Source organism: Nocardioides immobilis, from assembly GCF_003515065.1.
Classification (GTDB): Bacteria; Actinomycetota; Actinomycetes; order Propionibacteriales; family Nocardioidaceae; genus Nocardioides; species Nocardioides immobilis.
The window spans coordinates 211,232-232,307 of record NZ_QXGH01000010.1 but is presented as its reverse complement, the minus strand read 5'-3'; the positions used below and the strand labels follow the sequence as shown (position 1 = coordinate 232,307).

The window sequence follows — 21,076 nt, the reverse complement described above, 5'->3', positions numbered from 1 at the left end:
CGGGCCGACTCCTCGGCCGATCACACACTTCGAGGTTCGTCATTTTGGCCGCCCGCCGTGCAGGACCCGATGTCCCCGCCATCGCACCTTCATCGGCTGAACAACTCGACGACGCGAGCAGCAAGAGCCTCCTCGGCGAGTCGCGCGGCCTGGCCGTGGTCATTGACGGTATCCGTGCGCAGCACGGTGGTGCTGTTGAAACGCACTTCTCCATGCCAGCGCTCGGGCTGGGACTGCTCGCAGACCGACCACACCTGGAAGGCCAACGACCTCGGCGGGCCGTGAGAGACCTGGGCGCCGGGGACGACCTCGACGCCTCCGATGAACTTGCGGCTGCTCATGTGCATGGCGTCACGGTAAGGCCGAGTTCCGACATTCACGTTGTTGAAGCTGGATCCCAGGTCTCCGGGACGGGACAGTCGTTCCGCCGCCTGCCGGGCGCGCATCTGCTGAAAGTCTGACCCGGCCACGGGCGTCGTCCGCCGCGATCAGACGGAGAGGCCCCAACCAGTCAACTCGAGAACACTGGAGCCGAGGTGTTCCCATCAGCTCGACGATTTCAGCCAGGTCGCCTCAGCCTGGGCGATCTGCGCGGCGGCTAGTGCCATAGTGGCAAGAGCCTGTTGCTTCACGGGCTCACTCTCGTTGGCCGCCGCGTTGAAGTAGCCCTTGGCGGCGTCGAGGTCTGCGGAGAATTGTTGAACGGTGACAGGCAGTGGCATGAGAAGCGTTTTACCGTTCCCACCGCTTGAGCGCCACCGTCGCGAACGATGTCGCCGGCGCGGGAGCGGGAGCGGGAGCGGCAACCAGGGAACCTCGTCCGGCGTCGGACGGCGGGTAGGATCGCACCGCGATCAGTGATGCATTGCTTGTCGAGCAAACTCCACGACCGCTTCGCAGTTGGAACCGATAGAACGACGATCTCACCCGTCGAGGCGTATCCGTTCCAGATCGTGCCTCTGGACCACCCTCGATCCGCGCGCCGACGAGGCGCGAAGGGGACATCGCACGAGTCGATGCACGTTAGGCGCGAGATGACGTCTCAGAAGGACGCCATCCGAAGGTGAGCCCGAAGGCCCCGGAGGCCGGTCATGCGGTTGGGCCGAACGCGCGCTTTGTCGCGATCGGCGAGTTGAGACCCGCGTCTTTCCACCGCGAAGCGGCAGCCTCACATCGCGCTATTCGGTGCCTCGGGGTGCGCTCCGACTCATTCGCTGTCTTCGTCGGCGGCGGACCTGTTACGAGCACGAAGGCCCCAGAGTTCGACCTCGCGGGGAGTGCCCAGATCTCGGTAGAAGCGCACCGCGCCCGACCTCACCAGCAGTTGTCGCAGGTCGTTGTCCGAGAACCCTCCGACCCGCCGGCGGATCACGTCGAAGCTGCGCATGTCGTGGTCGCCGTCTAAAAGTTCGCCGATGGCCGCTTCGGCCATGTACTGAGTCCTCAGACCCTCTTTGAATTGCTGAAACTGGTGACGCTGCGCCAGTAGGGCGACGGCGATGGCAATCAGACCTGCAATTGCGGCCGCGAGAATTTCGCTCATGAACCGCATGCTCCCAGCCCACACGACACGATGCTAGAACCGCACACAGTCGATCAGGCAGACGCGCCCGCCAGTGAGGAGCGTGTGCTGCGGGTCGATGCCACTCTGCCCGGAGGCACCGATTGCGACACGGGGCCGCCTACAGCGCGTCGGCGTTGCTGCGTTTGGTCGCGGTTCGGTAACCGTCGTGCGAAACTCGCCGACACGTATTACAACATCCGATGTGCCGGGATTGTCCGAGCACGACAAAGGCGATGGGAGACCCATGGGGCAGACCACTCCTCATCCCGAGGCCGGTGGACATCACGGCTCGACCCCAAGCCCGGCATGCTGACCATGACGGCGACTTCCTCGACCGCTCCGCCGATGGCACTACGGACCTACCGCTTCCTCCGGTTCGGCGTTGTCGGCGTGATCTTGGCTCTTGCCATCTCGTTGATCATCGAGGCCGCCGAAACGCGCTGCTGGCAAGGCTCTATCAGTGCCTACTACTACACGCCCGCCCGGACGATGTTCGTCGGGACGCTCCTCATCCTGGGTCTCGTCATGATCGTTCTGTGGGGGAAGACGGTCGTGGAAGACAGCTTCTTCAACCTGGCCGGCCTCCTTGCCCCAGTAGTCGCCTTCGTCCCTACCGTCGAAACCGACGACACCCGCACCTGCGCGTTCAGAGGCACGCTGGGGGACGAACTGCCGGACCAGAACGCCACGGAGAAGGGCCTGATCACCGCAGCGAGCAGAGCCGCCGTAGAGAACAACATGCGGACCTACCTGATCGTCGTGCTGGTCGTGCTCCTCGTCTTCCTGTTCGTCCATATCAAGGGGGCGCACACCGACTCTCCGGTCGCGTTCTGGGTGACCTGGGGAACGGCAGCGCTCCTCTTCGCCTTCGGCGCCGTGGCCTACGTCGTGGACAGCGAATGGTTGCGCACCCACGCCCACAACCCATCGGCATACGCGCTGTTTGGCTGTATCGGAGTTGCCGTCATCGGGGTTGCCCGCGACAAGTGGCGCGGCAACAACCAGCTCGTGCCGCCGGAGGACCCTAGCCGGTTTTGGGCTGTCATCTACGCCTCGATCGCAGGAAGTATGGTCCTGGGCCTAGCAGCCGTGTTCCTCCTCGCCTGGGCATTCGAGAAGCAGCTCGGCGATCACAAGATTTTCCTCCTGGAAGCGGTGGAAATCGCTCTGGTCGCCGCGTTCTGGATTGCTCAGACCATCGACAGGTGGGGGGACGGCGCGCCTCGCCCAATGCCCGGAGCGACAGCCGAGCAAACCGCTGGCGCAATCGAATAGGCGGCGAAACTGAAACCCGAGCATTCGGCGTTCTGACATCATGGGCCGCGTTCTGGTCCTGAAGACAGATCGAGCTCCACCCTCATCTTGCAGGGTGTCCGAGCGGAAAGCGAGCGCCAGAGGTGTGTCATATCGCCGCGACTGGACGTACGGACGACCGTGTCAAGCCCTCGGCACCAGCGGCATCAACGCCGACGTAAGCGATTCGCGTAAGGCCTTGTAGTCGCCGGTCGGGTACGTCAGGACCTCGAGGTTGTTGATGTCAGTAGGTAGGCCACCGATCTGCTCCTGCGCGGCAACAAGGATGATGTCCTTCCCTAACGCGCGGGCGACGCCAAGTTCGTAGTACACGTTCAGGTTCTGAACATCGACCTTCGCGACGATCACCCGGGATCGCTCGATGTACTTCGTCACCTTGGTCAGTAGAGCTCCAGGCTGGTAGGAGTCGTCCGCACGCGTGCAGGTGAAACCGGCCGCCTCAATCCCTGCTTTGACGCCGTATTCATACGCGTTCGCATTTTCGTCAAACGCAGAAAATCGCATGACGACGAACGCGGACAGCGGGTCGAGCGGCCGTGGCGTTCCAAGAGCCTCATCTCGCACGAGAGCGAGCATCCGTCGGACCGCCGCAACCTGTTCATCGCTCATGCCGTACTGCGTCATGACAGCCGCGCACTCGGGGCACAGGCTTCCAGCAAGCATTCCGAACCGGATGTTGGCCTTATTCGCCGACAGATCATTCGCGCATCCACGTGGAGGTTCGTGCGCAATGTTCTCAAGCATCTCCTCGCTCAAATCTGCCGCAAAGATCGTGCACGTCTGAGCCAACTGGTAGATGACGTAGGAACGCAGACTTGGCGGCGCGAAGTACCGCTCCCAGTCCGCGGTTGTGATCACCGACGTCGCGCGGTCCTCATGACTGAACCAATTGTCTGCAAACGGAGCATCGGTGACCCACACCTTGTGCTCCTGCTCGCCAAATCTCGATGCCGCCTTGAGCGCGGTCCCCGGTTCTAGCACCCCGGCATTTCCCAGCGCCGCTGTGTCGACGGGCGCTACGCGAACAGCCAGTCTGAATTCTGACTGCACTCCGTTGAGTAGCGACACGGCAGTCGCAATCCTGGACTTGTCATGACTTCCGCTAGCAACAAAAACGTCGATGTCCACGGGAGGCTCCGATCGCGAGGTCGAGAGGAGTCTAGGGGCCCGAGCGGGCGCCCCGTCCACGGACGCAGAGACCCCGAGGGAAGAATGTGTAACTGCGTCTATCCGCCGCGTCAGACTCGTCCCCTGAGGCGCCGGTTCGGCTCGAACACCGCCCACTGCGTGCCGTCCTCGATCGAGTGGTCGATGTAGATGAAGTCCAGCCGCACGTTGACGTACTTCATCACGGGCCAGGCCTTGGTCGGGGTGCGGCATTGCGCCCCATTCGATCGGCTCGCAGGGTGCGCCAACCCCTCGGGCGTTGGTCTCGACGCAGTGTAGGTAGGTGACAGGGGTTTTAGGTTCTGCGTACGCTCCCCCCGTGGATGCCGATGCCGTCAGCAATCTGGTGTCGGCGGGGATTGGTCTGCTGGCGGGCCTTGTCGTTGCGCTCGTGCAACTGATGGCTAGTCGCAAGAACCACCGAGATCAGTTGGCAGCTGCGGCGGAGAACTTTCGAACCCAAAGTGCGGGTGAGAACGAACGCCTCGCGCAGCAACTCGAAGCCGAAAGGGAGCGTCTTCGTCAGCAACTTGAGGCACAGTCAATGGAATCGGACGCCAGCCGCAGCCAAGCGGACCTGCTCGATTGGCGCGACCGCCGGCTCGAGGCGTATCAAGCTGTCTCGAACACCGCCTTCCGGTCCTTTGACGTGGCCCGGCGAATGGCCGAGTCTGACCCAGGAGGGTTGTTTTTCGCACCCGAGCGGCCAGGATCCGAATTCGATGAGGCCTTCGCTGAACTGCGCTCGGCGATCGATGCGGTCGAACTGATCAGCGCAAGCGAACTCCGCTTCGTGGCGGATGTGCTCTGGTTAGAGGCGTCGAAAGCGCAGGGAGCTTCGAGGGAACTGGCAGACGCGTTCAGCACGCGACATCGGGCACTGGAGGAGGCGAAGTCGGGTAGTCCGCCTCCCCAGGACGGCACGATTGCGGCGTTCTTCCACGTGACCCCAGATCAGGCGCAAGAGCGCGTGGACGCGGCACAGGTTGGTTGGGCGGAGGCTTCTCAAGATTTCGAGAAAGCGCGCAACGACTGGGCCGACAAGAGCAGGGCCAGCCTGGGTCTTCCTGACTGAGACTCTGTTACGGCAGCATCCGCGAACTGGTTCCCGACCGCGATGCGGGCGCGATCGTGGTGCGTAGTAACTACCTGAGCGTGTTGTTCCGGGAGACAAGGCATCCCCCTGATGGGGTTGACGGGCTTGGTGTCCCAGACCACTCATCAGGAGGATGCATGTCCAACCCTAGTCGTCGGCTCTCACGCGGAGATCGCCGTCGCAACGACAGGCTTGCGGCGCTGCGTGCGGTCGTCACCCGGGAGACCGCGGTGCTCGCGTTCGATCTTGCCGCGGACAAGCAGGTGTGCGCGTTGACCGACCAGGACTCCCGGGTGTTGGCCCGCCGCACGGTGAAGGCCAAGGCGTGGCAGCTGCGTGAGGCGGTGGGGTGGGGGCTGGCCCAGGCCGCGGCGGCGGGGTTCTCATCGGTCGTGGTCGCCTGCGAGCCGACCGGGCACCGCTGGCGGGTGCTGGACCAGATCGCCGCGGAGGCCCGGCTGGTGTGCGTGCAGCCGCTGCTGGTGCGCCGGGCTCGGGAGAGCGAGGACTTCACTCACAACAAGAGCGATGAGACCGACGCGATGATCATCGCCCGGCTGGTCACCGAGCTGCGCTGCTACCTGCCCGAGCGCGCCGAGCCGGCGTGGGCGCGGCTGCGGCACCTCGGCGCCCGCCGGGGAGCTCTGGTCACCGATGCCACCGCGGCGCGCCTGCAAGTCACCGACCTGCTCGAGTGCGCCTGGCCGGCGGCACTGCAGGCCGCCGGCGAGCCGTTCAAGTCCAAGAGCTGGCTGGCCGCGATCACGGTGGTCTTGGACCGGGTCGGCGCCACCGGCGACCTGACCGTGATCCGCCGCTGGGGCTGGACCCGGTTCGCGACGGCGGTGCGCCGCGAGCTGCCCCGCCACGGCACCACCCGCTGGCACTCGGGGATCGTGCGGGCCGTCTTCGACGCCGCGGCCGACCCGGCCCGGGCAGAAGCCGGCGTGGCCAGCCAGCGCGCCGGCGCTCTGGAGCGGACCCGGTTCGCGCTGGCCGACCTGGCCCACGCCCGCGCCGAAAAGGCCGTGGTTGAGGCCCGGATGGTCGAGGTGCTCGACGAGCTGGGCCTGACCACGCTGGTGACCAGCATCCCCGGGCTGTCCGCGGTCGGCGCCGCCGCCATCCTCGCCGAGACCGGCGACCCCACCCGGTTCACCAGCGCGAGGGCGCTGGTAAAGCACGCCGGGCTGTGTCCTCGCGACAACGCCTCGGGCGCCTACCAGGGCAAGACCGGCATCAGCGGCCGCGGCCGTCCGCAGCTGCGGCTGGCGGCCTGGCGGGCGGTGTGGGCCGCGTTGCGGAACAACCCCGTGCTTGCCGCCCGGTACGCGCACCTGACCGGCCGGGCCGACAACAAGCTCACCAAGACCCAGGCCCGGGTCGCGGTCGCCGGCAGTCTGCTGCGCCAGCTGCACGCGGTGATCACCACCGGCACCGCCTGGGACCCCGCCATCGCCAGCGGCTTCAAGCCCCAGTCCCGTGAATGCGCGAAGGGGGCCGCCGCTGCCGCCTGACCCCCACGCGTCGTAGCCGACCGGACGGGGCGAGCCCGCACGTGCGTCGGGATCACATCCCGCAAGTGACCATGGGCAGCCCCGCCCGTCCCCAGCAAAGCCCGGATGAAGGCTGTCGGGAACGAACCCGCTTGCACGCTACGTAGGGCAGGAGACGGGCGCGAGGCCCCCGCCAACGCCAACGGCGCACCACAACCAAGACCAGCAGCCCGCCGGCGAACCTGGCGAGCCGATCAGCCCTGCACAACTCAACAAAGCCAAGCCCGTTGACTTCGTCCCCATAGGCTGGTCACTACGCCGCGAAGCGGCAGGTCTCGTTGGGCAGGGAGGACAACGCGCACTACGGGCGCATCTGTCGGAGCAGTCGCTCGGCCTTTCCGATTGCCTTGGTCGCCTTCGCCCAGCCAGCCTGCGCCTTGTCATTTGGGACGCCCTCTGAGAAGTCGCAGTAGTAGTCGTCGATGCAGTTGCCCCAAACGTCGTAGACGTTGACGTACGCGTTGAACGCGCTTTCCAGAGCAACTGCGGCGTCTATGCATTCAGGGGTCTGCTTGCGGATTGCCTTGACTGTGCGGTCGTAGGCGACCTGAGTGTCTCCCAATCGGTCGCCGTACTCGTCGTAGTTCATGCCTACGTTCAGCCGCGAATCGATCTCGCTCAGTGAATCCGCGAGACCCGACAACGTTCGGCGACAACGATCGAAATCGGCTTGTGCTTGGGCCTGGGCGCTGGCCGACGCCTCTGCCTCTGCGCTCACTGAAGCTTCGACCTCAGCCGAGACCGAAGACGCCGAGGCCTCGGCAGCAGATGCGCTGGCGTCGGCCGCCGCGTCGTTCTTGTCTTCGCCGCAACCGGCAAGCAGACCGGCGACAAACACAGTCCCGAGGAGGCGCTTCATGCCGTCCGACCCTAGACCTGGATCGTCATCGCGTCTCCCGAATCGACAGCGCCCCTCACCCTGCGAGGTTTCGGTGGCTTCTCGCCAGCCGGCTCAGGGGTGCGTCCTTCCGCCGCCAGTGGACCGATGCGGTCTCCTCTGTGTTGCCCGTGGTCACGGCGCTGGCCGGAGCTTGTCGGCCGAAGTTGGATTCCCCGAGTTGGCATCACTTGAGGTTGCTATTTCAAGCATCGTTGTGACCTGGGCGAACCTTCGCTAGACATGGATCTGACGAGGCGCCCGGAGGTACTCGCTTACGCAGCCGAGTGCTCCCGCGCGCCTCGTCGTTCCGCGGAGGCGACGGCCCGCGCCGCGCACGCGCCGAGATGTGCACCGGACCGGTGTTGAAGGTCGGCGCCGGTGTGGACGGCTCAGGCGCTTTGAGCGTTGCGATATGCCGTCACGACCGAGGCAGGCAGCCTCCCGCGGTCACTGACGGTGAATCCATTTTGGCGTGCCCAGGAACGGACCTCGGCATTGCGGGAGGCGCTAACAGAGCGTTGAGCGGTCTTCTGCTTCGACCGGGGTTTCGCGGCTTTGGTGGAGGACGCGACGACAGGGGTCTTCTTCTTCGCCGACGGCGCGCCGTTCACCGTCTTCTTGCTGGCGGCCACCTTGTTCGCGCTCTTCCTGGCGGGCTTGGACGCGGTCTTCCGAGCGGACCGAGTCCGGTCTTGCTCATCGGGGGAAACGACGAGCGTGACGCCGTACAGCGCGCCGAGAACACGCATCGCGTCCTCAAGCGGTTCGGTGGAATCAAGTGTGAGCTTCAAAACAATCACCTTTCGACATGTCCGCGGCACGGCAGCCAAGCCGACACAGGTCGGCAACGCTAAGCAACGAACCGGTCAGGCGCAAAACAGGGCTCTGCCATCAGGAATTCATCGCATTTCGACGACGGGCCCTCCGGTCCGGATCCGCGGTCGCCCAGCTATTTGCACCTCACAGTGAAGACACGTCACTCCCTGCCTCGCCCTCGGACAGACAGGGCGACAAGGGCGGCGCCGGCGGGTCCCAATCCCTCGAAGGCGCGTCCTGTCTCCGCGAGCCAGCTTGCTTGGGTTGAGGAGGCCATGCCGCTGGCCGGGCAAGATGACCTCATGGAGGTCCTCAGCAGCCGAATTCTCCTACGCCCCTCAGACCTTCTACGCAGTCACCGGTCCTACCGAGACGCGCTGGGTCTGGCCATCTATCGGGAGTTCGGCAGCCCGGACGCACCCGGCCTGGTGTTCTTCCTCGGCAACAGCCTCCTCGAGGTCAGCGGTCAGACAACTGACCCACGCGGAGACGGAATCGCGTTGTGGATGCAGGTTCGTGATGTGTACGCGCAGCATCGGCGTCTGGTGGATGCCGGTGTATCCATTCTCCGCGAACCTCGGCGAGAGCCATGGGGACTCCTGGAGCTGTGGATCGAGGACCCGGACCAGATTCCTATCGTCATGGTAGAGATCCCCTAGGACCATCCGCTCCGGCGAGACCAACGCAGCATTCCCGCCCACGAGGAATGAAAGCTCCTCAAGGTGCAGCCTCCTGTCCCACGTCCCGCGTCCGGATCGATTCGCTGTTCTGATCCCTCTCAAGCAATAGCGGTCCGTAACCGACTAACGCACCGATAGTTGATGTGGCTGTGAGCACATCGCCTCGGGGCTGTGAGACGTGCGGCGCGTGGGTTGCGCCCAGGCTCATGGCGTTCCACCGCGAGTGGCACGCGACGCAGCAGGGGCGGGGCAGGCCATTTTGGGAAACCGTCCCCGACCCATCCCTGGACCAACTGGCCCGCGTCATCGCAGTCTTGGAAGCCATGCGACCGATCTCGGCGCGCCCGGAGTTCGTGGCTGACCTTCGTGCCCGACTCATGGCAGACGCAACGGCGAACAATGCCTCGACCCGCCGAGCGGCGGCCGTGGCGCCTTTATCCGAGTGGGGTCACGTCTCGACGGCTTGGCCAAGCACGCGAGGCTCAAACCCTTCCTAAGGAGCCACGATTGACGACCAGGACCAGATGCCGATGAGGCACACCAGTCGTGGGTGCAGCGGATCCGTTCGGAGGCCCTCGGAGGCGGTAAGACCTCAGCGTGGGGTGGCCGGCTCGATCTGCGCGAACTGCTGGCTCAGGTAGCGGCGCATACGTTCCCGATGATCCTGTTGCGACCCCACACATCGGGCGCCTGGCGGCCTGGAATCTGGCAAGGAGAACCCACTGAGGATCTTCGGTCAGGTGCTAGCGCGGGCACCTCGACGTGCGGCGTTGGCCTCGGTCGTCTCTACCGCCTCCCAGACCCATGAACTCTCGGGGAGGCTGTAGCAGTTCGGTCAGCTGCTCCCGGGCGAGACCCAGCTGCCGCTTGCTCGTTCGCGGATGCTCGCCGAGCGCCCTGAGTGCTCGCTGGACACGGTTGATTGCCTTCGCTGCTCGGTGATCGGGATCATGAGCGAGGTCCCTTCTCGGTGCGCGTCCGCGGCGGGCGATCGGGCGGCAAGTCGTCGTGGACTTCGCCGGTGTCGAGGTCAACCAGGCCCAGGCGTGCAGGCCCGGCCGGCTGTTGCTGCTCGCGCGCGCGCCGGCGGCCCGGGAGGGCGTCGATGTCGAGGGCGTAGGTGTCCTCTCGCTGCTCGATGTGTTTCTCGGAGAGGTGCTCGCTGTGGCGCGGGCGTCCCGGCCACTGCTTGTGTTCGTCCTCGCAGTGGGACTTGAGCCGGGTGCGCATGCGGTCGAGGAACGCTGGCAGGCAGTAGCGGTGCCACTCCTCGAGCGCGTCGCTGGTCATCGCCAGTCCCGCGCGGCGTCGTTGGTCGGCCAGTACGGCGATCTCGTGTACCAGGTGGGGATGGGAAGGCCAGCAGGTCGGGATGAGGCCGGTGACCTCCCACGTGTACTCGCGGTTGAGCCAGCTCACGATTTGCTCGAGCCACTGCCACACCTCGTGACGCAGACCCGGGGCTAGGCAGGTGGCTGGTTCCCACGGCCGTGGGAGAAGCGCGTGGTTGCCGAGGGCCTTCTGCTCCTCCTTGGTGCCGTTGATCGCGATGTGGAGCTCGTGGTAGGCGTGTCGGACCAAGTTGCCTGGCACCGGGAACGGCCAGACCATCGGCGCCCGCGGGCGGACGGGATCGGAGTGGAGGGTCATCGGAGCTCGCTCCTGTCGTCGTCGACGAAGCCGAGGCGGCGGGCTTCGAGGAGGGCTGCGGTGGCGCGGGCTTCGGGGGTGATGACCATCCGGCGGTCGTTGGTCAGCTGTTCGCGCAGGGCGCGCTGGTCAGTGAGCAAGCGCTCGCCGGCCTTGCCCTCCACGCAGCGGTGGAGCTTGGCGATGATCGGCTTGGCGTTCTCGGCGATCACCAGAGCCCTCCGCTCAGGCAGTTGGCGGACCTCCTCCGGTCGGAGGATCGCGATGTCGTCACCCTCGTAGCCGCCACCGCTGAACCGATGCGTGCGGCGGCCGATGCGCACCTGGCCGAGAAGGTCTGAGATCTCCTGGTTGAACGCGACGTCCTTGGATCCGCCGAACATCACGAGGGTGTTGGTCAGGCCGAGCAGAGCCCGGGCTTCGTGCTCACCAAAGATGCTGGTCAGCTGCGGCCTGGTCTGCGCGGCCCAAATGAACGAGAGCCCTTGTGCCCGCTCGTTGGCCATCCGGGTGCGCAGCGTGGGCAGCGGAGCGGTCGAGGGAAGCTCGTCGAGCACCGAGAGCAGCGGCGGGCACAGGCGGCCACCCCAGGGCGAGCTGTTGGCCAGGAGGAGACCGGTGTCGAGCACGTGCTCGGCGACCGCGGTCATCAGGGGGCTGGCGGAGGCGTAGGGGTCCTCCCGGCCGAGGAGGTAGATGGTGCCGCGGCGGCGGATCACGTCGGCCAGGTCGGTGGCCGACTGCCCGGGTGTGGGCGCGCAGCGGCGGCGGGTATCGGCTTGGAAGAAGAGGCTGACGGCCTGCTGCACGGTGGTGATGGTGTTGCCGGCGGTGCGGTCGTCGCCGTTGAGTGCGCCGTGCAGCAGTCCGTGCCAGAACGGCTCGGCGTGCGGGTGGCGGCGCAGGATCTCCATGGGTTGGCTGGCCGCTGCGGGGTTGGCCACCCACTGCAGGACGTCGTCGAGCCTCTTGCCGGTCAGCGCGGCAGCGTGGAAGTAACCCTGGAGCACCTTGGCCGACTCCGCGGCGTAGAACCGGGCGGCCTCGTCTCCGGTGCCGCCGTTGGTGGCGCCCTTGACGGTGCCGGCGGTAAACGCTTTGGCACGGCGCTCGGCGACCTTGGGGTCAACGCATCCGGCGATGGGGTCCCAGATCAGCTCGTCGACCCCGTCACCTGCCACGCCCTCGGCCAGCCCGAACGGGTCGAGGACCACACAGGGCCGGTCGTCGCGGGATCGCTCGGTGAGGCTGAGCAGCAGGTCCTCAACCTTGGTCAAGGTGACCAGCGCTGCGCCCGGTGCGCCGAGCAGCGCCGGGGTGAGCAGGTCGAGGGTCTTGCCGCTGCCTTGAGGGCCGATGACGCCGGCCGTGCGGTCCCAGGGGACCCATAGCTCGCCACCGCGCGGTTCGTGCGCCTTGCCGATGCGCCAGCCGACGTCCCAGGGGTCGAATCGCAGCTTCATCCGGGACGTCCGTCCGTGTCGCCGGCTGATGTCCCCGATCTGCCCTTGACCAACCAGGGGCTCATACCGCAGCCAATCTCGACATCGGCTGCGCCGGTGTCGCCGGCATCCCGGGCCACCGGCGCTGGCTTCGGGACGTGCTTTCCGTACAGGTCGGGGCGGACGATCCATGAGACCTTCCGCAGCCGGGTGATGCCGAGCAGCTTCGCGGCCTCGGCCGAGGTGGCCATGCCGCGCATCCGGCCGGGTCCCCACCGCTGGTAGGCATGCGCGCCGATCCAGGTGGTGGCCGTCAGTAGCACAGCCTCGGTGAGCGCCAGGCTCGTCCACACCAGCGACGGGCCGGCCAAGGGGACGGGGACCGGGGTGGGCAAGCCGGCCTCAGCGTGGCCGGTCACGACGCCGGGCAGGCTGGTCCAGAACGCGGTGCCCAGCGGCGAGGAGAACCCGGGCCCGGCGCTGGTGTCGGGCCAGGTCCAGCCCGCACCGGCGAGCAGGTTCGCAGTCGAGCGGCCCATCTGGATCCCGATAACCATCACCAGGAGGGTCATCCCGATCACCAGGACGGGGATCTCCCAGGTCCACGGGTAAGGGTCCCGTCGTCGTTCACGCTGCATGTGCTTGCACCTCCTGACCTACTAGGTCGGTCAGAGCGCCGCGGCGATCACGCCGCCGCTTTCTGGATGTGCTCGGCCAGCCACGTTGAGGGGTCGACGTTGTCGGAGCCGTAGATGGAGCCGTTGCGCTCGTGGACCTCGAAGTGGAGGTGGCAGCCGGAGACGTTGCCCTCTTGGCCAACCTCGCCGATCTGCTGGCCTGCGGCGACGCGCTGGCCGCGGCTGACCGTGACCTCCTGCATGTGCGCGTACCACGTGGTCAGAGAGCCGGGACCGGTGCTCACCTTGACCAGCCACGGCCCGGCCCACGGCTTCTGGGTGGTGTCGATCTCAATCGTGCCGGCGTGCGCGGCGTAGACCGGAGTGCTGCACGAAACCGAGTAGTCGGTGCCCGCGTGCCACCGCGACCAGTAGGGCCCGGTCTCGTGCCAGTTGTGGTTGTCGGTCCCGACCAGGCTTGCTGGCACGGGATAGACGACCTCGCCGGCGCCGGCGCCGCAGTCGGCGTTCCCTGCAGTGCCGTAGACCGAGACGTGTAGGTGGTCCATGTGGTCGAGGGTGGGGTCGCTTCCCCCAGAGGGGTGCGAGTAGGACCTCCAGTCCCTATCGCCGACCGACCACATCCTGGCCCGCCAGATCACGTAGCTGACGCCGAACTCCTCGGCGTGGACGCGGACCCAGTCGGCGATCCGGTCGCCCTCGTCGATCCCGCTCTGGCTTTGCCAGTCCTCGATCATCACGTCGACCGCGCGGCCGGAGGAGTGGTCGCTGTCAGGGTTGCTGGCCCGCTCCCCCACCCCAAGATAGGTGTGCGCCCCGAACTGCGCGTCGATCGAGCGCAGCACCAGGAGCGCATCCCGGCTAAGCCCCTGCTCCGCTGGCGAACCGGTCGGCGGGCAGCCGTTGCTGCCGACGGTGGACGCCACCACCAACGGGTGGTCGCTGATCCTTTTGGCTCGAGTGCTTGCGTCGACCCGCGACTGTGCCCAGGTGACGTTACCGCCGTAGATGTGGTCGATCGGCGCGCCAGACTTCGGCGATCTGCACGGGTTGACCGATCCACCGAACGCGTTGCTCATCGCCGGTGTCAACTGGCAGTGGGAGGAGTTCTGCCCGTCCTTGCCGTCGTTGAAGTCACCGACGATGAAGACCGGAGCGCCGGTCGCATTGAGGTCGGTGAGAGTGTCGAGCTGACGCCGCAGTGCTTCCTTGCGCTTCTCGAGGAAGAACGCCGGGTTGTGGATGCTCCACACCCAAATCTGCTGAGCTCCGCCAGTCGAAGTGAGCTGGACCAGCGGCATCCCGACCGTGCCGCTGAAGTACGGGATGGGCACCAGGCGGGCGTCGGTCATCTCCCACACGCCGGGGTCCCAGACAACCTTGTTCTGCTTGCCGTCGGTCGGCCACATGTCCCACTGGCTGTTGCGGGCCAGGGCATTCTCCTGCGGAGCGTGCACCTCCTGAAGGCCGGCCACGGTGACGCCTTCCTGTTCGAGCAGGTCCAGCGCCCGGGGAAGTCGGACGTTCCAGGCCGGATAGCCCTGGTACTCCTGGCCGCCCGGGCCGCCGTGGCCAGCGTCGCCGTCGGTGTGGCTGGCACCGAGCACGTTGAAAGTGCCGATGGTGACCTGGGTCGTGCCGCTCTCGGGCTGGCAGTTCTCCTCGGTCGCCGCCGCGTCTTCGGGAAGATCCGGCAGGTCGCCGCCGACAAGGTCGGCGACGTCGGCGGCGACGGTCTCCCACTCTGCGTAGCCGCCGGGGAAGCCCGACCGCTGTACCGCTTGGGCCGCCTCGGTCAGGCTCATGTCCCCCCAGCCGGGGATGTCCAGCAGGCCGGCGTTGTTGGTGTGCTCGGCCTCGCCGAAGAATGCTTCCGCCGCGAGCCGCGGCATGGCGATCTGCTCACGGGTGCCCCAACCGGTTGAGGGCCGTTGCTGGAACAGACCGAGGGAGTCGCGGTCTCCGTAGTCGCGGTTAACCAGCTTGGACTCCTGGATCGCGGCCGCGATCGCGACCTCGAGGCCGTACCGCGGCACCTCCAGGTCCCGGGCAACCTGAGCGATGGTGACCGCGTTGCGTGCCTGCTCCGCGGTCATCGTCGGATAGGAGTCGGCGAACCGCAGCCGCATCAGCGCCGCCTGAACATCAGAGGCGGGCGCGGCCGCGGGCAAGGTGTCGGCCGCCATGGAAGTGGTCTCGGCGCGGGTCGTGGTGGGCTTGCGGGCGTCGGCGGGGCCGGCAGCGACCCCGACTTTGCCCTTGACCGGGCCCCCGACCGGTCCGTCGACAACACCGAGATCGATGGGATCGCCCAGCGGGCTGGTGGTGGTCTCCGGCTGCTGGTCACAGGCCGTGCCTTGGGTGCTCATGGTGACCATGACCGCGGCGATGATCGGCAGGCCCATGAGTACCACCAGGGCAGGCAGCGCGAGGGCCAGCAGCTTCTTCACAACAGCATGCCCAGCGCTACGACGCTGTCTCTATGGCCTCGTTTGTCCACGTCAGGTCCCTCTCGAGCGGGTGGAGCACCGTTCGGACCTTGTAGGTGGCCTCCCCGACGCACCACAGCGCGCGACCCTTGTCCTGGCGGGCCCAGCCGGTGACAAGGGTTTGGGTGACCGGCCCCAGGCCGAGCATCGAGTCGAGCTCGCGGGCGACCTTCGGGTTCTGCCCGCCGAGGATCTTCACGTCCGCCAGGTCCAGTAGGTCCTTGGCGATGGTGGCGGCCTGCGAGCCCGCGTCACCGGCGGCAAGCAGGTCAGAGGGCTTGTGGGCGATCGCGAACTGGATGTCGCCGCCCCGGCCGGCCACGCCGCGCGAGAGCCGCAGATCCGCGTCGAAGGACTTCACCGCATCCGGGCCGAGGCGCAACTGGCGCCACGATTCGTCGCGCACCACGATCCGCAGGTCCCCGGGCTCCGCGGTCTCCCGCATTCCGCGACCCCAGGAGTTCAGGCACAACAGTGCGATGCCGACCGCCTCGTCGCCGAGGTCGTCGAGACGGGACAGGCTCAGCGACTGGATCGGTGCCCGCCAGTCGACCTCGATGTTGGAGTGATCGTCGAACAGGCCGGCCAGAGCACCCTTGACCAGCTGGCCGAGTGCGTCGCGCAGCAGCCGTGTCTCGTCGAGGAACTGCTGCATGGTGGCGTACCGAGAGCGCGAGACGAGCTCCCGGGTCGGGTTGTGCAGCAGGTGCCACAGCTCGGGGATAGTGGTCTCGCGCAACTGGGTGCTCCCCTGCCCGTATCCGGTGAGGTACTCCAGCGCGGTGTGCACCACATCGGCGTCGGTTGGTCCGAACGGGACGTGGTTCGTGCCGATGCGCATCGAGCCAACCAGGCCACGGACCAGGGTGAGCCAGCGGCCGAAGATGATCGTGGCGCGGCGGCGTGCCTCCTCGGCCGGCAACTCGTCCCAGCCCTGCCCCAACGGCCCCTTGGCGAGCGGATTGATCCGCGTCCGCATCCCGGGGCCGATCGCGAACGGCTCGACGCCGAGCGCCCGGCACAACTTCTCGTACTCGTCCTTGGGGTCACCCAAGATGAGGACGCGGTAGCCGAACGGCATCATTCGCAGGCAGAACGCCTTGGTCGTTGCGCTCTTCCCGAGTCCGGGCTTGGCGAAGAAGAAGACGTTTGGGTTGGTCACCGGAACGTCATCGCGCAGCACCCAGCCCAACGGGTCAGCGTAGAACGAGCCGCCGGAGAGCTGGTCGATGCCCATCTGCGCGCCGGTTGGCGGCAGCGCCGGAGCGGAGATGAACGGCCAGAACACCGGCGCCTGGTCCGAGGTCATCCGCCATGCCAGTGCGGGCGCCTTCGCGGCCGACCAGCCACGGCGCGGCTTCGCGGCACCGCGGCGCCCTGCGTACTTGAACAGGCGTGGGTCCTTGCCCAGGGGAGCGGGCGCAGGCACCAGCGGCAGGTCGTGCCCGAAGTCCGAGAGGAGCGCGGCCATGTCACGGCCACCGCGGCGACGTGCAGGGCGACGTGCAGGGCGCTTGGTCTGGCTCATCAGGCGTTGCCCTTCCGAGTGAGGCTGATTCCGAGCGGGATGGTGGAGGCGGCGAACCCGGCGTCCTGGGAGAGGTCGAGTCGAAGCGGCGCGAAGCCAGCGCGGCGCACCGAGGCGTCGAGCCGGCGCCCGAACTCGCTGATGCGAGCGGTCTTGGGAACGGTGACGGTGCACACGGCGTAAGGGCGGGTCAGGTAGTTGCCGCGGGCGAGTTTCTGGTCCAGACCTCGGGCCTTGGCGGCGTCCTCGGCCTGTTTGGCTCGGATCTTCATCCCGACCTTGGATCGCATGCCCTCGGCCAGGTCTGCGGCCCACTCGGCGTTCCCGGACTGCCGGTCGGCCTTCGACTGGGGAACGATTGGGTAGGCGACCGCGAACGAGCGCCGCTCGCCGGACTCACTCGGAGTCAGGACCGGCGCCAGCGCACCCATCACCACGCCCCGTGCGGGCAGCTTGATCGTGGAGCTCACCGAGTTCCACGCGTCGTGGCTGTAATGCCGAACGACCGAGTCTGCGCCGGAGGGACCCGCCATCGCCCACGGGACCTCGGCGTTCACCCCGGAGTCCTTCTCGCGCATCGCCAGGGCCTCGACGATTCCGGCGCGGTCCCCGGGGGCGAACCCCGTGCGGCAGGCGAGCGCGAGCTCGGGCGAGGTCAGCCAGTTGACCGTGGTCGTGCGCATCGGGCCGCGCAGCTGGGCCTCGATCTCGGCCATCAGCAGATACAGTTCCCGGCACCGGCCCTCGAGCCCGCCGCCGGATTCCTTGGCGGCCTTCGCGATCCGGGTTTCGGGGACCACGATCGTCACGAACTGCTCGGTGCGCACCGATGCCTGGGTGAGCCCGTGGGCCAGGTCGCCGTTGACGCGCTCGGAGAGTGCCGGCGCGTTCGGCCGCCGGTGGCTGCTGACCCACAGCGCTCGTTCAGCGCCATCCTCGGGCACGGTGCGGACCGTGAACAGGATCTCCTCGATCTTCTCGGTCCTGCCCGCGACGTCGATCAGCCCCGTCAGCGCCTCTCCGTATCGGTGCCGCTCGTCGGCGTCCTCCATCCCGATGCCGGGGTGCACCACCGCGGCGGTCACCGCCCAGGTCTTGGTGGCGTGGTCCTGAATGATCGCGACCCGCTGCAGGTTCGACCCAAGCGGCGGCCCGTCGTGGACCTGGACTCCTTGCAGGACGCCCGGCAGGTCCGGGGTGTCGAGGTCCTCGGCCTGGCCGGTCGACGCCTTCGACCGGAACGAGGTCCAGCCCAGGAGGCCACCAACGGCGTACGCCGTGCAGGCGAACATCCACCCGGTGGCCGACCGGCCCCGCACCGGCACGATCGTCACGAACAGGACTGCGATCCAGATGAGGGCCAGGAGCAACGCTGAGAGCCAGGCTGCCTTGTTGATCGCCCAGAGCATCGGCAGGCTGGCCGCCGCCAGGACGATCAGCTGGCCACCGGAGATACCGAAGAACCAGCCAATGCGGTCCCGCTGATACTCGGCGTACGTCGTCGCCATGATCGGTGTTCCTTTCCGTGCTCGTTAGACCGGGACCGGGGGGACTGCGCCCGCTGCCCCGGCTCCGCCCGCGCCGCCGGCTCCGCCAGCACCGCCAGCGCCGCCGGGAGGCTTCGGTGCTGCCCCGCGCGAGCCGCCGCCCTGACCGCCTGAGCCGGATCCACCACCGGGGAGGGTCGGCGGGGTCGGCGGGTCGTCGCCGCCGCAGCTGTCTTGCTGCGGCTTCCGTCCGCTGGACTGGCCGCCATCAATGGACTGGCCCCCGCTGTTGGTGTTGTTGCTGCGAAGACTGCTGAAGTCGGGCCCGTAGGTGTTCTGTCCGACGCCGGCCTGGTTGGTCTCGTCGAACATGAGTGAGGTGGCCTTCGCTCCGGCGCTGCTGACCATGCCCATGCCGGTCGACAGCGCCTGACCGACCGGACCGAGGCTGCCGAGGAAACCCTGGGTGGACTTGCTGAACCGGTCACCCGTGGAGCTCTCCGCGCTTTGCTCGCCCGACGAGCGGCCGCTGGAGTCGAACGAGGACGCGGCCGAGGAGCCGCCGCTGGCGCCGCCGCCGGACAACAGCCCCTGGATGCCGCCCTGGATCGCCATGCCCTGACGAAACGACGCGCCCGACGGGGTGCCCGGGTCGACGAAGGCCAGCAGCTTGAACAGGGCCAGCGGCGCCACCACGCTGACGCAGATCAACATCACTGCCGGAAGGGCTGTACCGATCGCCTTCTGGGTGTCGTCGGCAAGGTGCGCGGCCACTCCGTTGGCGAACTGCACGCCGATGCCCAGCACCATGACCATCAGCACCGGCGTGAACGCGGCGGCGTGGAACCAGCGCAGGCTCTTCCAGAACCACGAGCGGGTGGCGTCGGCGACCAGGCCTGCAGCCGCCAGCGGTCCGGTCGCAGTGAGCACCAGCAGTGATGCGGCGCGGGCGAGGTAGACCAAGATGTGCCCGATCGCGGCCAGCCAGAGGAACACTCCGAGGAAGGCGAGCACAGTGGCGACCGTTCCGTCGGCGATCGTGTCGGTGCCCAGCTCGCCGAGCGGGTCCCATTTGGGCCAGCTGTTCACCCCCAGCAGCGATTTCATCAGCGCGTGGGTGATCGCCCCGCATGCGGCGACGATCACGACGCAGTACCCGAACCAGCAGGCGCAGACGATCACGAACTGGCCGGCGCCGATGAAGGCCCGGGCGAGGCTCTTTCCCTCCCGTTTGAAGGCCGCGGCGCCCAGTTGGATCATCGCCAGGATCACCACCATCGCCAGTGCTAGCCAGAGCGTGAAGGCATAGACGTCCTTGCCCGGCCCGTCCGCACTCAGATCGGGGGTGAGGAAGAGCTCGGAGTACGTGAGGACAATCCGCAGGATGAACAGGCCTGAGTTCCAGATCGCCAGCATTGCGGCGGTCCAGGCGTCCGCAGCTGCCTCGGCGATGATCTCGCCGAGTCCCTCGAACGGGTTCGGAATGTCGTCCAGGCCCGGGATTCCGCCGCCGAAGATGGAAGCGACATCGGGGACTCCAGGCAGGCCGGGCAGGCCAGGGATGCCGGGAAGGCCGCCGTCGCAGATGGCGTCGAGAATCCCGCAGCCACCGAGCCCTGGCACCCCGCCGGGTAGGTTCAGGCCGGGGAGGTCGCTGAGGTCGCCGGCGATCCCGCCGAGGCCGTCGAGCCCGTTATCGACGCCGTTCTCTACGCCGTCTTTGATGTCGCCGGCGCAGTCCTTGGGGTTCGTGGCGCAGTCGAGCGCCCCTCCGCCGAGATCGCACAGCTCGTCGGGGCCGATGCAGCCCATCTTCAGGACGCGGGCCGGAAGGCCGCTGCCGGGACTCGCCTGCGCGCTGAGCGAGGCTGTGCTCATGGGCGTCTCAGCGGCTGCCGCGGCCAGCTGCACGCGCGGCACGGCGCACAGTAGGCCGGTGACCAGGGTCGCGCCCAGGGCGGCAAGGAGGAGTCGCTCCAGGTGTCGGGCCAGCAGGCTGTGGGCGCTCACTGGGGCGCCCCGTTGATCCGGATCCAGCCCGCCTGATCGAACGCCGGGGTGTCCGGCGCGACCGCCCGTGGCTGGCCCGCGTCGACCAGGCGCTGGATGTCCTCGCTGCTGCCCTGAACCAGCTTCCAGTCGCCGTCGATCCACTGCAGCAGTTGGGTACCGGCGTACAGGCCATCCTTGATTCTGCCGTCGGTACCGGTGAGCGTGACGTAGCTGAGGAGGTTAACCGCGTAGTAGTCGGTCGCGAGTTCCTCGACCGTGAACGCGACGGGCGTGACGGCGTACGAGGCGGGTGCGGGCACGTCGCCGTACACGGGCACGCCGGCCTGTTGGCGACGCAGAGCGACAGACTCGCGGGAGCGGGTCTCGAACACCTCCCGGTACTCGGGGGCGGAGTAGACGCCGGCGACTGCGACCGCCTGGTCATAGTCGAAGCCGACCTGGGCCTTGGCTACTTCCGCCTGTGCGGCGACCGCGCCGAGATCGGAGTAGGGGAACTCGACCGGGTAGCCGTCAACGTGGCTGGCTCCCTCCGGGAGAGTGACGCCGTCCTTGGGCGCCGTTTCCGCGGCCGGGGCCTCCTGAGTGCTGACCGCGGTCGGCTCTCCGCTCGAGGACGGCGCCTGGCCGCTCGCCTCGGCGTCGCCTCCCTTGGTCGGGAACCAGACGACCGCCGCGAAAAGGCAGGCGACGCCCGCCAAGACGACGATCGACAGCGCGCGACCCTGGTGGTTGAGACGGTGCTCGAGCGCAGGCATG

At 67.4% G+C, this 21,076-nt stretch carries 18 protein-coding genes; 4 read left to right on the top strand and 14 right to left on the bottom strand.

The window, feature by feature from the left end:
- Window positions 1-89 precede the first annotated feature (89 nt).
- The 3 genes from D0Z08_RS04860 to D0Z08_RS04855 all read right to left on the bottom strand — a co-directional run bounded on the left by D0Z08_RS04860 (window position 90) and on the right by D0Z08_RS04855 (window position 1,543).
- Entirely contained in the window at window positions 90-446 is a 357-nt protein-coding gene (locus tag D0Z08_RS04860) for a hypothetical protein (RefSeq protein WP_147381322.1), read from the bottom strand.
- A gap of 99 nt (window positions 447-545) precedes the next feature.
- Entirely contained in the window at window positions 546-722 is a 177-nt protein-coding gene (locus D0Z08_RS31915) for a hypothetical protein (protein WP_182481153.1), read from the bottom strand.
- Between the two features lie 485 nt (window positions 723-1,207).
- Window positions 1,208-1,543, bottom strand: a complete 336-nt coding sequence (locus D0Z08_RS04855) for a hypothetical protein (RefSeq protein ID WP_147381321.1) — start codon at window positions 1,541-1,543, stop codon at window positions 1,208-1,210.
- 327 nt (window positions 1,544-1,870) lie between these two features.
- Here D0Z08_RS04855 and D0Z08_RS04850 point away from each other — a divergent pair, with 327 nt between their 5' ends.
- Window positions 1,871-2,839, top strand: coding sequence for a hypothetical protein (locus D0Z08_RS04850; protein WP_118923207.1), 969 nt, complete (start codon window positions 1,871-1,873; stop codon window positions 2,837-2,839).
- A gap of 162 nt (window positions 2,840-3,001) precedes the next feature.
- Here D0Z08_RS04850 and D0Z08_RS04845 read toward each other — a convergent pair whose 3' ends face one another.
- The gene (locus D0Z08_RS04845) at window positions 3,002-4,006 is read right to left on the bottom strand and encodes a hypothetical protein (protein WP_147381320.1); all 1,005 of its coding nucleotides are present in this window, start codon (window positions 4,004-4,006) and stop codon (window positions 3,002-3,004) included.
- A gap of 358 nt (window positions 4,007-4,364) precedes the next feature.
- On the opposite strand from D0Z08_RS04845, the gene D0Z08_RS04835 reads away from it, so the two are divergent.
- Window positions 4,365-5,120 carry a hypothetical protein gene (locus D0Z08_RS04835; RefSeq protein ID WP_147381319.1) on the top strand — a complete coding sequence of 252 codons (756 nt, stop codon included), beginning with the start codon at window positions 4,365-4,367 and terminating at the stop codon, window positions 5,118-5,120.
- A gap of 158 nt (window positions 5,121-5,278) precedes the next feature.
- Window positions 5,279-6,658 (top strand): IS110 family RNA-guided transposase, encoded by a 1,380-nt coding sequence (locus D0Z08_RS04830; RefSeq protein WP_118923199.1) that lies wholly within the window; start codon window positions 5,279-5,281, stop codon window positions 6,656-6,658.
- A 340-nt stretch (window positions 6,659-6,998) separates the two neighbouring features.
- Here D0Z08_RS04830 and D0Z08_RS31610 read toward each other — a convergent pair whose 3' ends face one another.
- Together D0Z08_RS31610 and D0Z08_RS04820 are read right to left on the bottom strand one after the other, a co-directional pair.
- Window positions 6,999-7,556, bottom strand: coding sequence for a hypothetical protein (locus D0Z08_RS31610; protein WP_147381318.1), 558 nt, complete (start codon window positions 7,554-7,556; stop codon window positions 6,999-7,001).
- Window positions 7,557-7,966: 410 nt separating this feature from the next.
- Window positions 7,967-8,368, bottom strand: coding sequence for an Lsr2 family DNA-binding protein (locus D0Z08_RS04820; RefSeq protein WP_182481152.1), 402 nt, complete (start codon window positions 8,366-8,368; stop codon window positions 7,967-7,969).
- Between the two features lie 300 nt (window positions 8,369-8,668).
- Between D0Z08_RS04820 and D0Z08_RS04815 the strand changes: the two genes are divergently transcribed.
- On the top strand, window positions 8,669-9,052 hold the full coding sequence (locus D0Z08_RS04815) for a VOC family protein (protein WP_220454040.1): 384 nt from the start codon (window positions 8,669-8,671) through the stop codon (window positions 9,050-9,052).
- Between the two features lie 969 nt (window positions 9,053-10,021).
- Here the strand turns inward: D0Z08_RS04815 and D0Z08_RS04810 are convergent.
- From D0Z08_RS04810 to D0Z08_RS04775, 8 genes are read right to left on the bottom strand one after another with little or no spacing between them, the layout of a single operon-like run.
- Window positions 10,022-10,723: a hypothetical protein gene (locus D0Z08_RS04810; RefSeq protein WP_118923193.1), complete on the bottom strand. Its 702-nt coding sequence runs from the start codon at window positions 10,721-10,723 to the stop codon at window positions 10,022-10,024.
- Window positions 10,720-12,186, bottom strand: coding sequence for a type IV secretory system conjugative DNA transfer family protein (locus tag D0Z08_RS04805; protein WP_118923191.1), 1,467 nt, complete (start codon window positions 12,184-12,186; stop codon window positions 10,720-10,722). Before D0Z08_RS04805 ends, D0Z08_RS04810 begins: the two co-directional genes overlap by 4 nt.
- On the bottom strand, window positions 12,183-12,803 hold the full coding sequence (locus D0Z08_RS04800; RefSeq protein ID WP_118923189.1) for a hypothetical protein: 621 nt from the start codon (window positions 12,801-12,803) through the stop codon (window positions 12,183-12,185). Before D0Z08_RS04800 ends, D0Z08_RS04805 begins: the two co-directional genes overlap by 4 nt.
- 47 nt (window positions 12,804-12,850) lie before the next feature.
- Window positions 12,851-15,253 carry a VldE C-terminal domain-containing protein gene (locus D0Z08_RS04795; RefSeq protein ID WP_118923187.1) on the bottom strand — a complete coding sequence of 801 codons (2,403 nt, stop codon included), beginning with the start codon at window positions 15,251-15,253 and terminating at the stop codon, window positions 12,851-12,853.
- A gap of 16 nt (window positions 15,254-15,269) precedes the next feature.
- Window positions 15,270-16,763 carry an ATP-binding protein gene (locus D0Z08_RS04790; RefSeq protein WP_245993649.1) on the bottom strand — a complete coding sequence of 498 codons (1,494 nt, stop codon included), beginning with the start codon at window positions 16,761-16,763 and terminating at the stop codon, window positions 15,270-15,272.
- A 56-nt stretch (window positions 16,764-16,819) separates the two neighbouring features.
- Window positions 16,820-18,328: an SCO6880 family protein gene (locus tag D0Z08_RS04785; RefSeq protein WP_118923183.1), complete on the bottom strand. Its 1,509-nt coding sequence runs from the start codon at window positions 18,326-18,328 to the stop codon at window positions 16,820-16,822.
- A gap of 24 nt (window positions 18,329-18,352) precedes the next feature.
- Complete coding sequence (locus tag D0Z08_RS04780; protein WP_118923181.1) at window positions 18,353-20,317, bottom strand: type IV secretion system protein; 1,965 nt, start codon at window positions 20,315-20,317, stop codon at window positions 18,353-18,355.
- Window positions 20,314-21,075, bottom strand: a complete 762-nt coding sequence (locus D0Z08_RS04775) for a hypothetical protein (protein WP_118923179.1) — start codon at window positions 21,073-21,075, stop codon at window positions 20,314-20,316. Before D0Z08_RS04775 ends, D0Z08_RS04780 begins: the two co-directional genes overlap by 4 nt.
- Window position 21,076 lies beyond the last annotated feature (1 nt).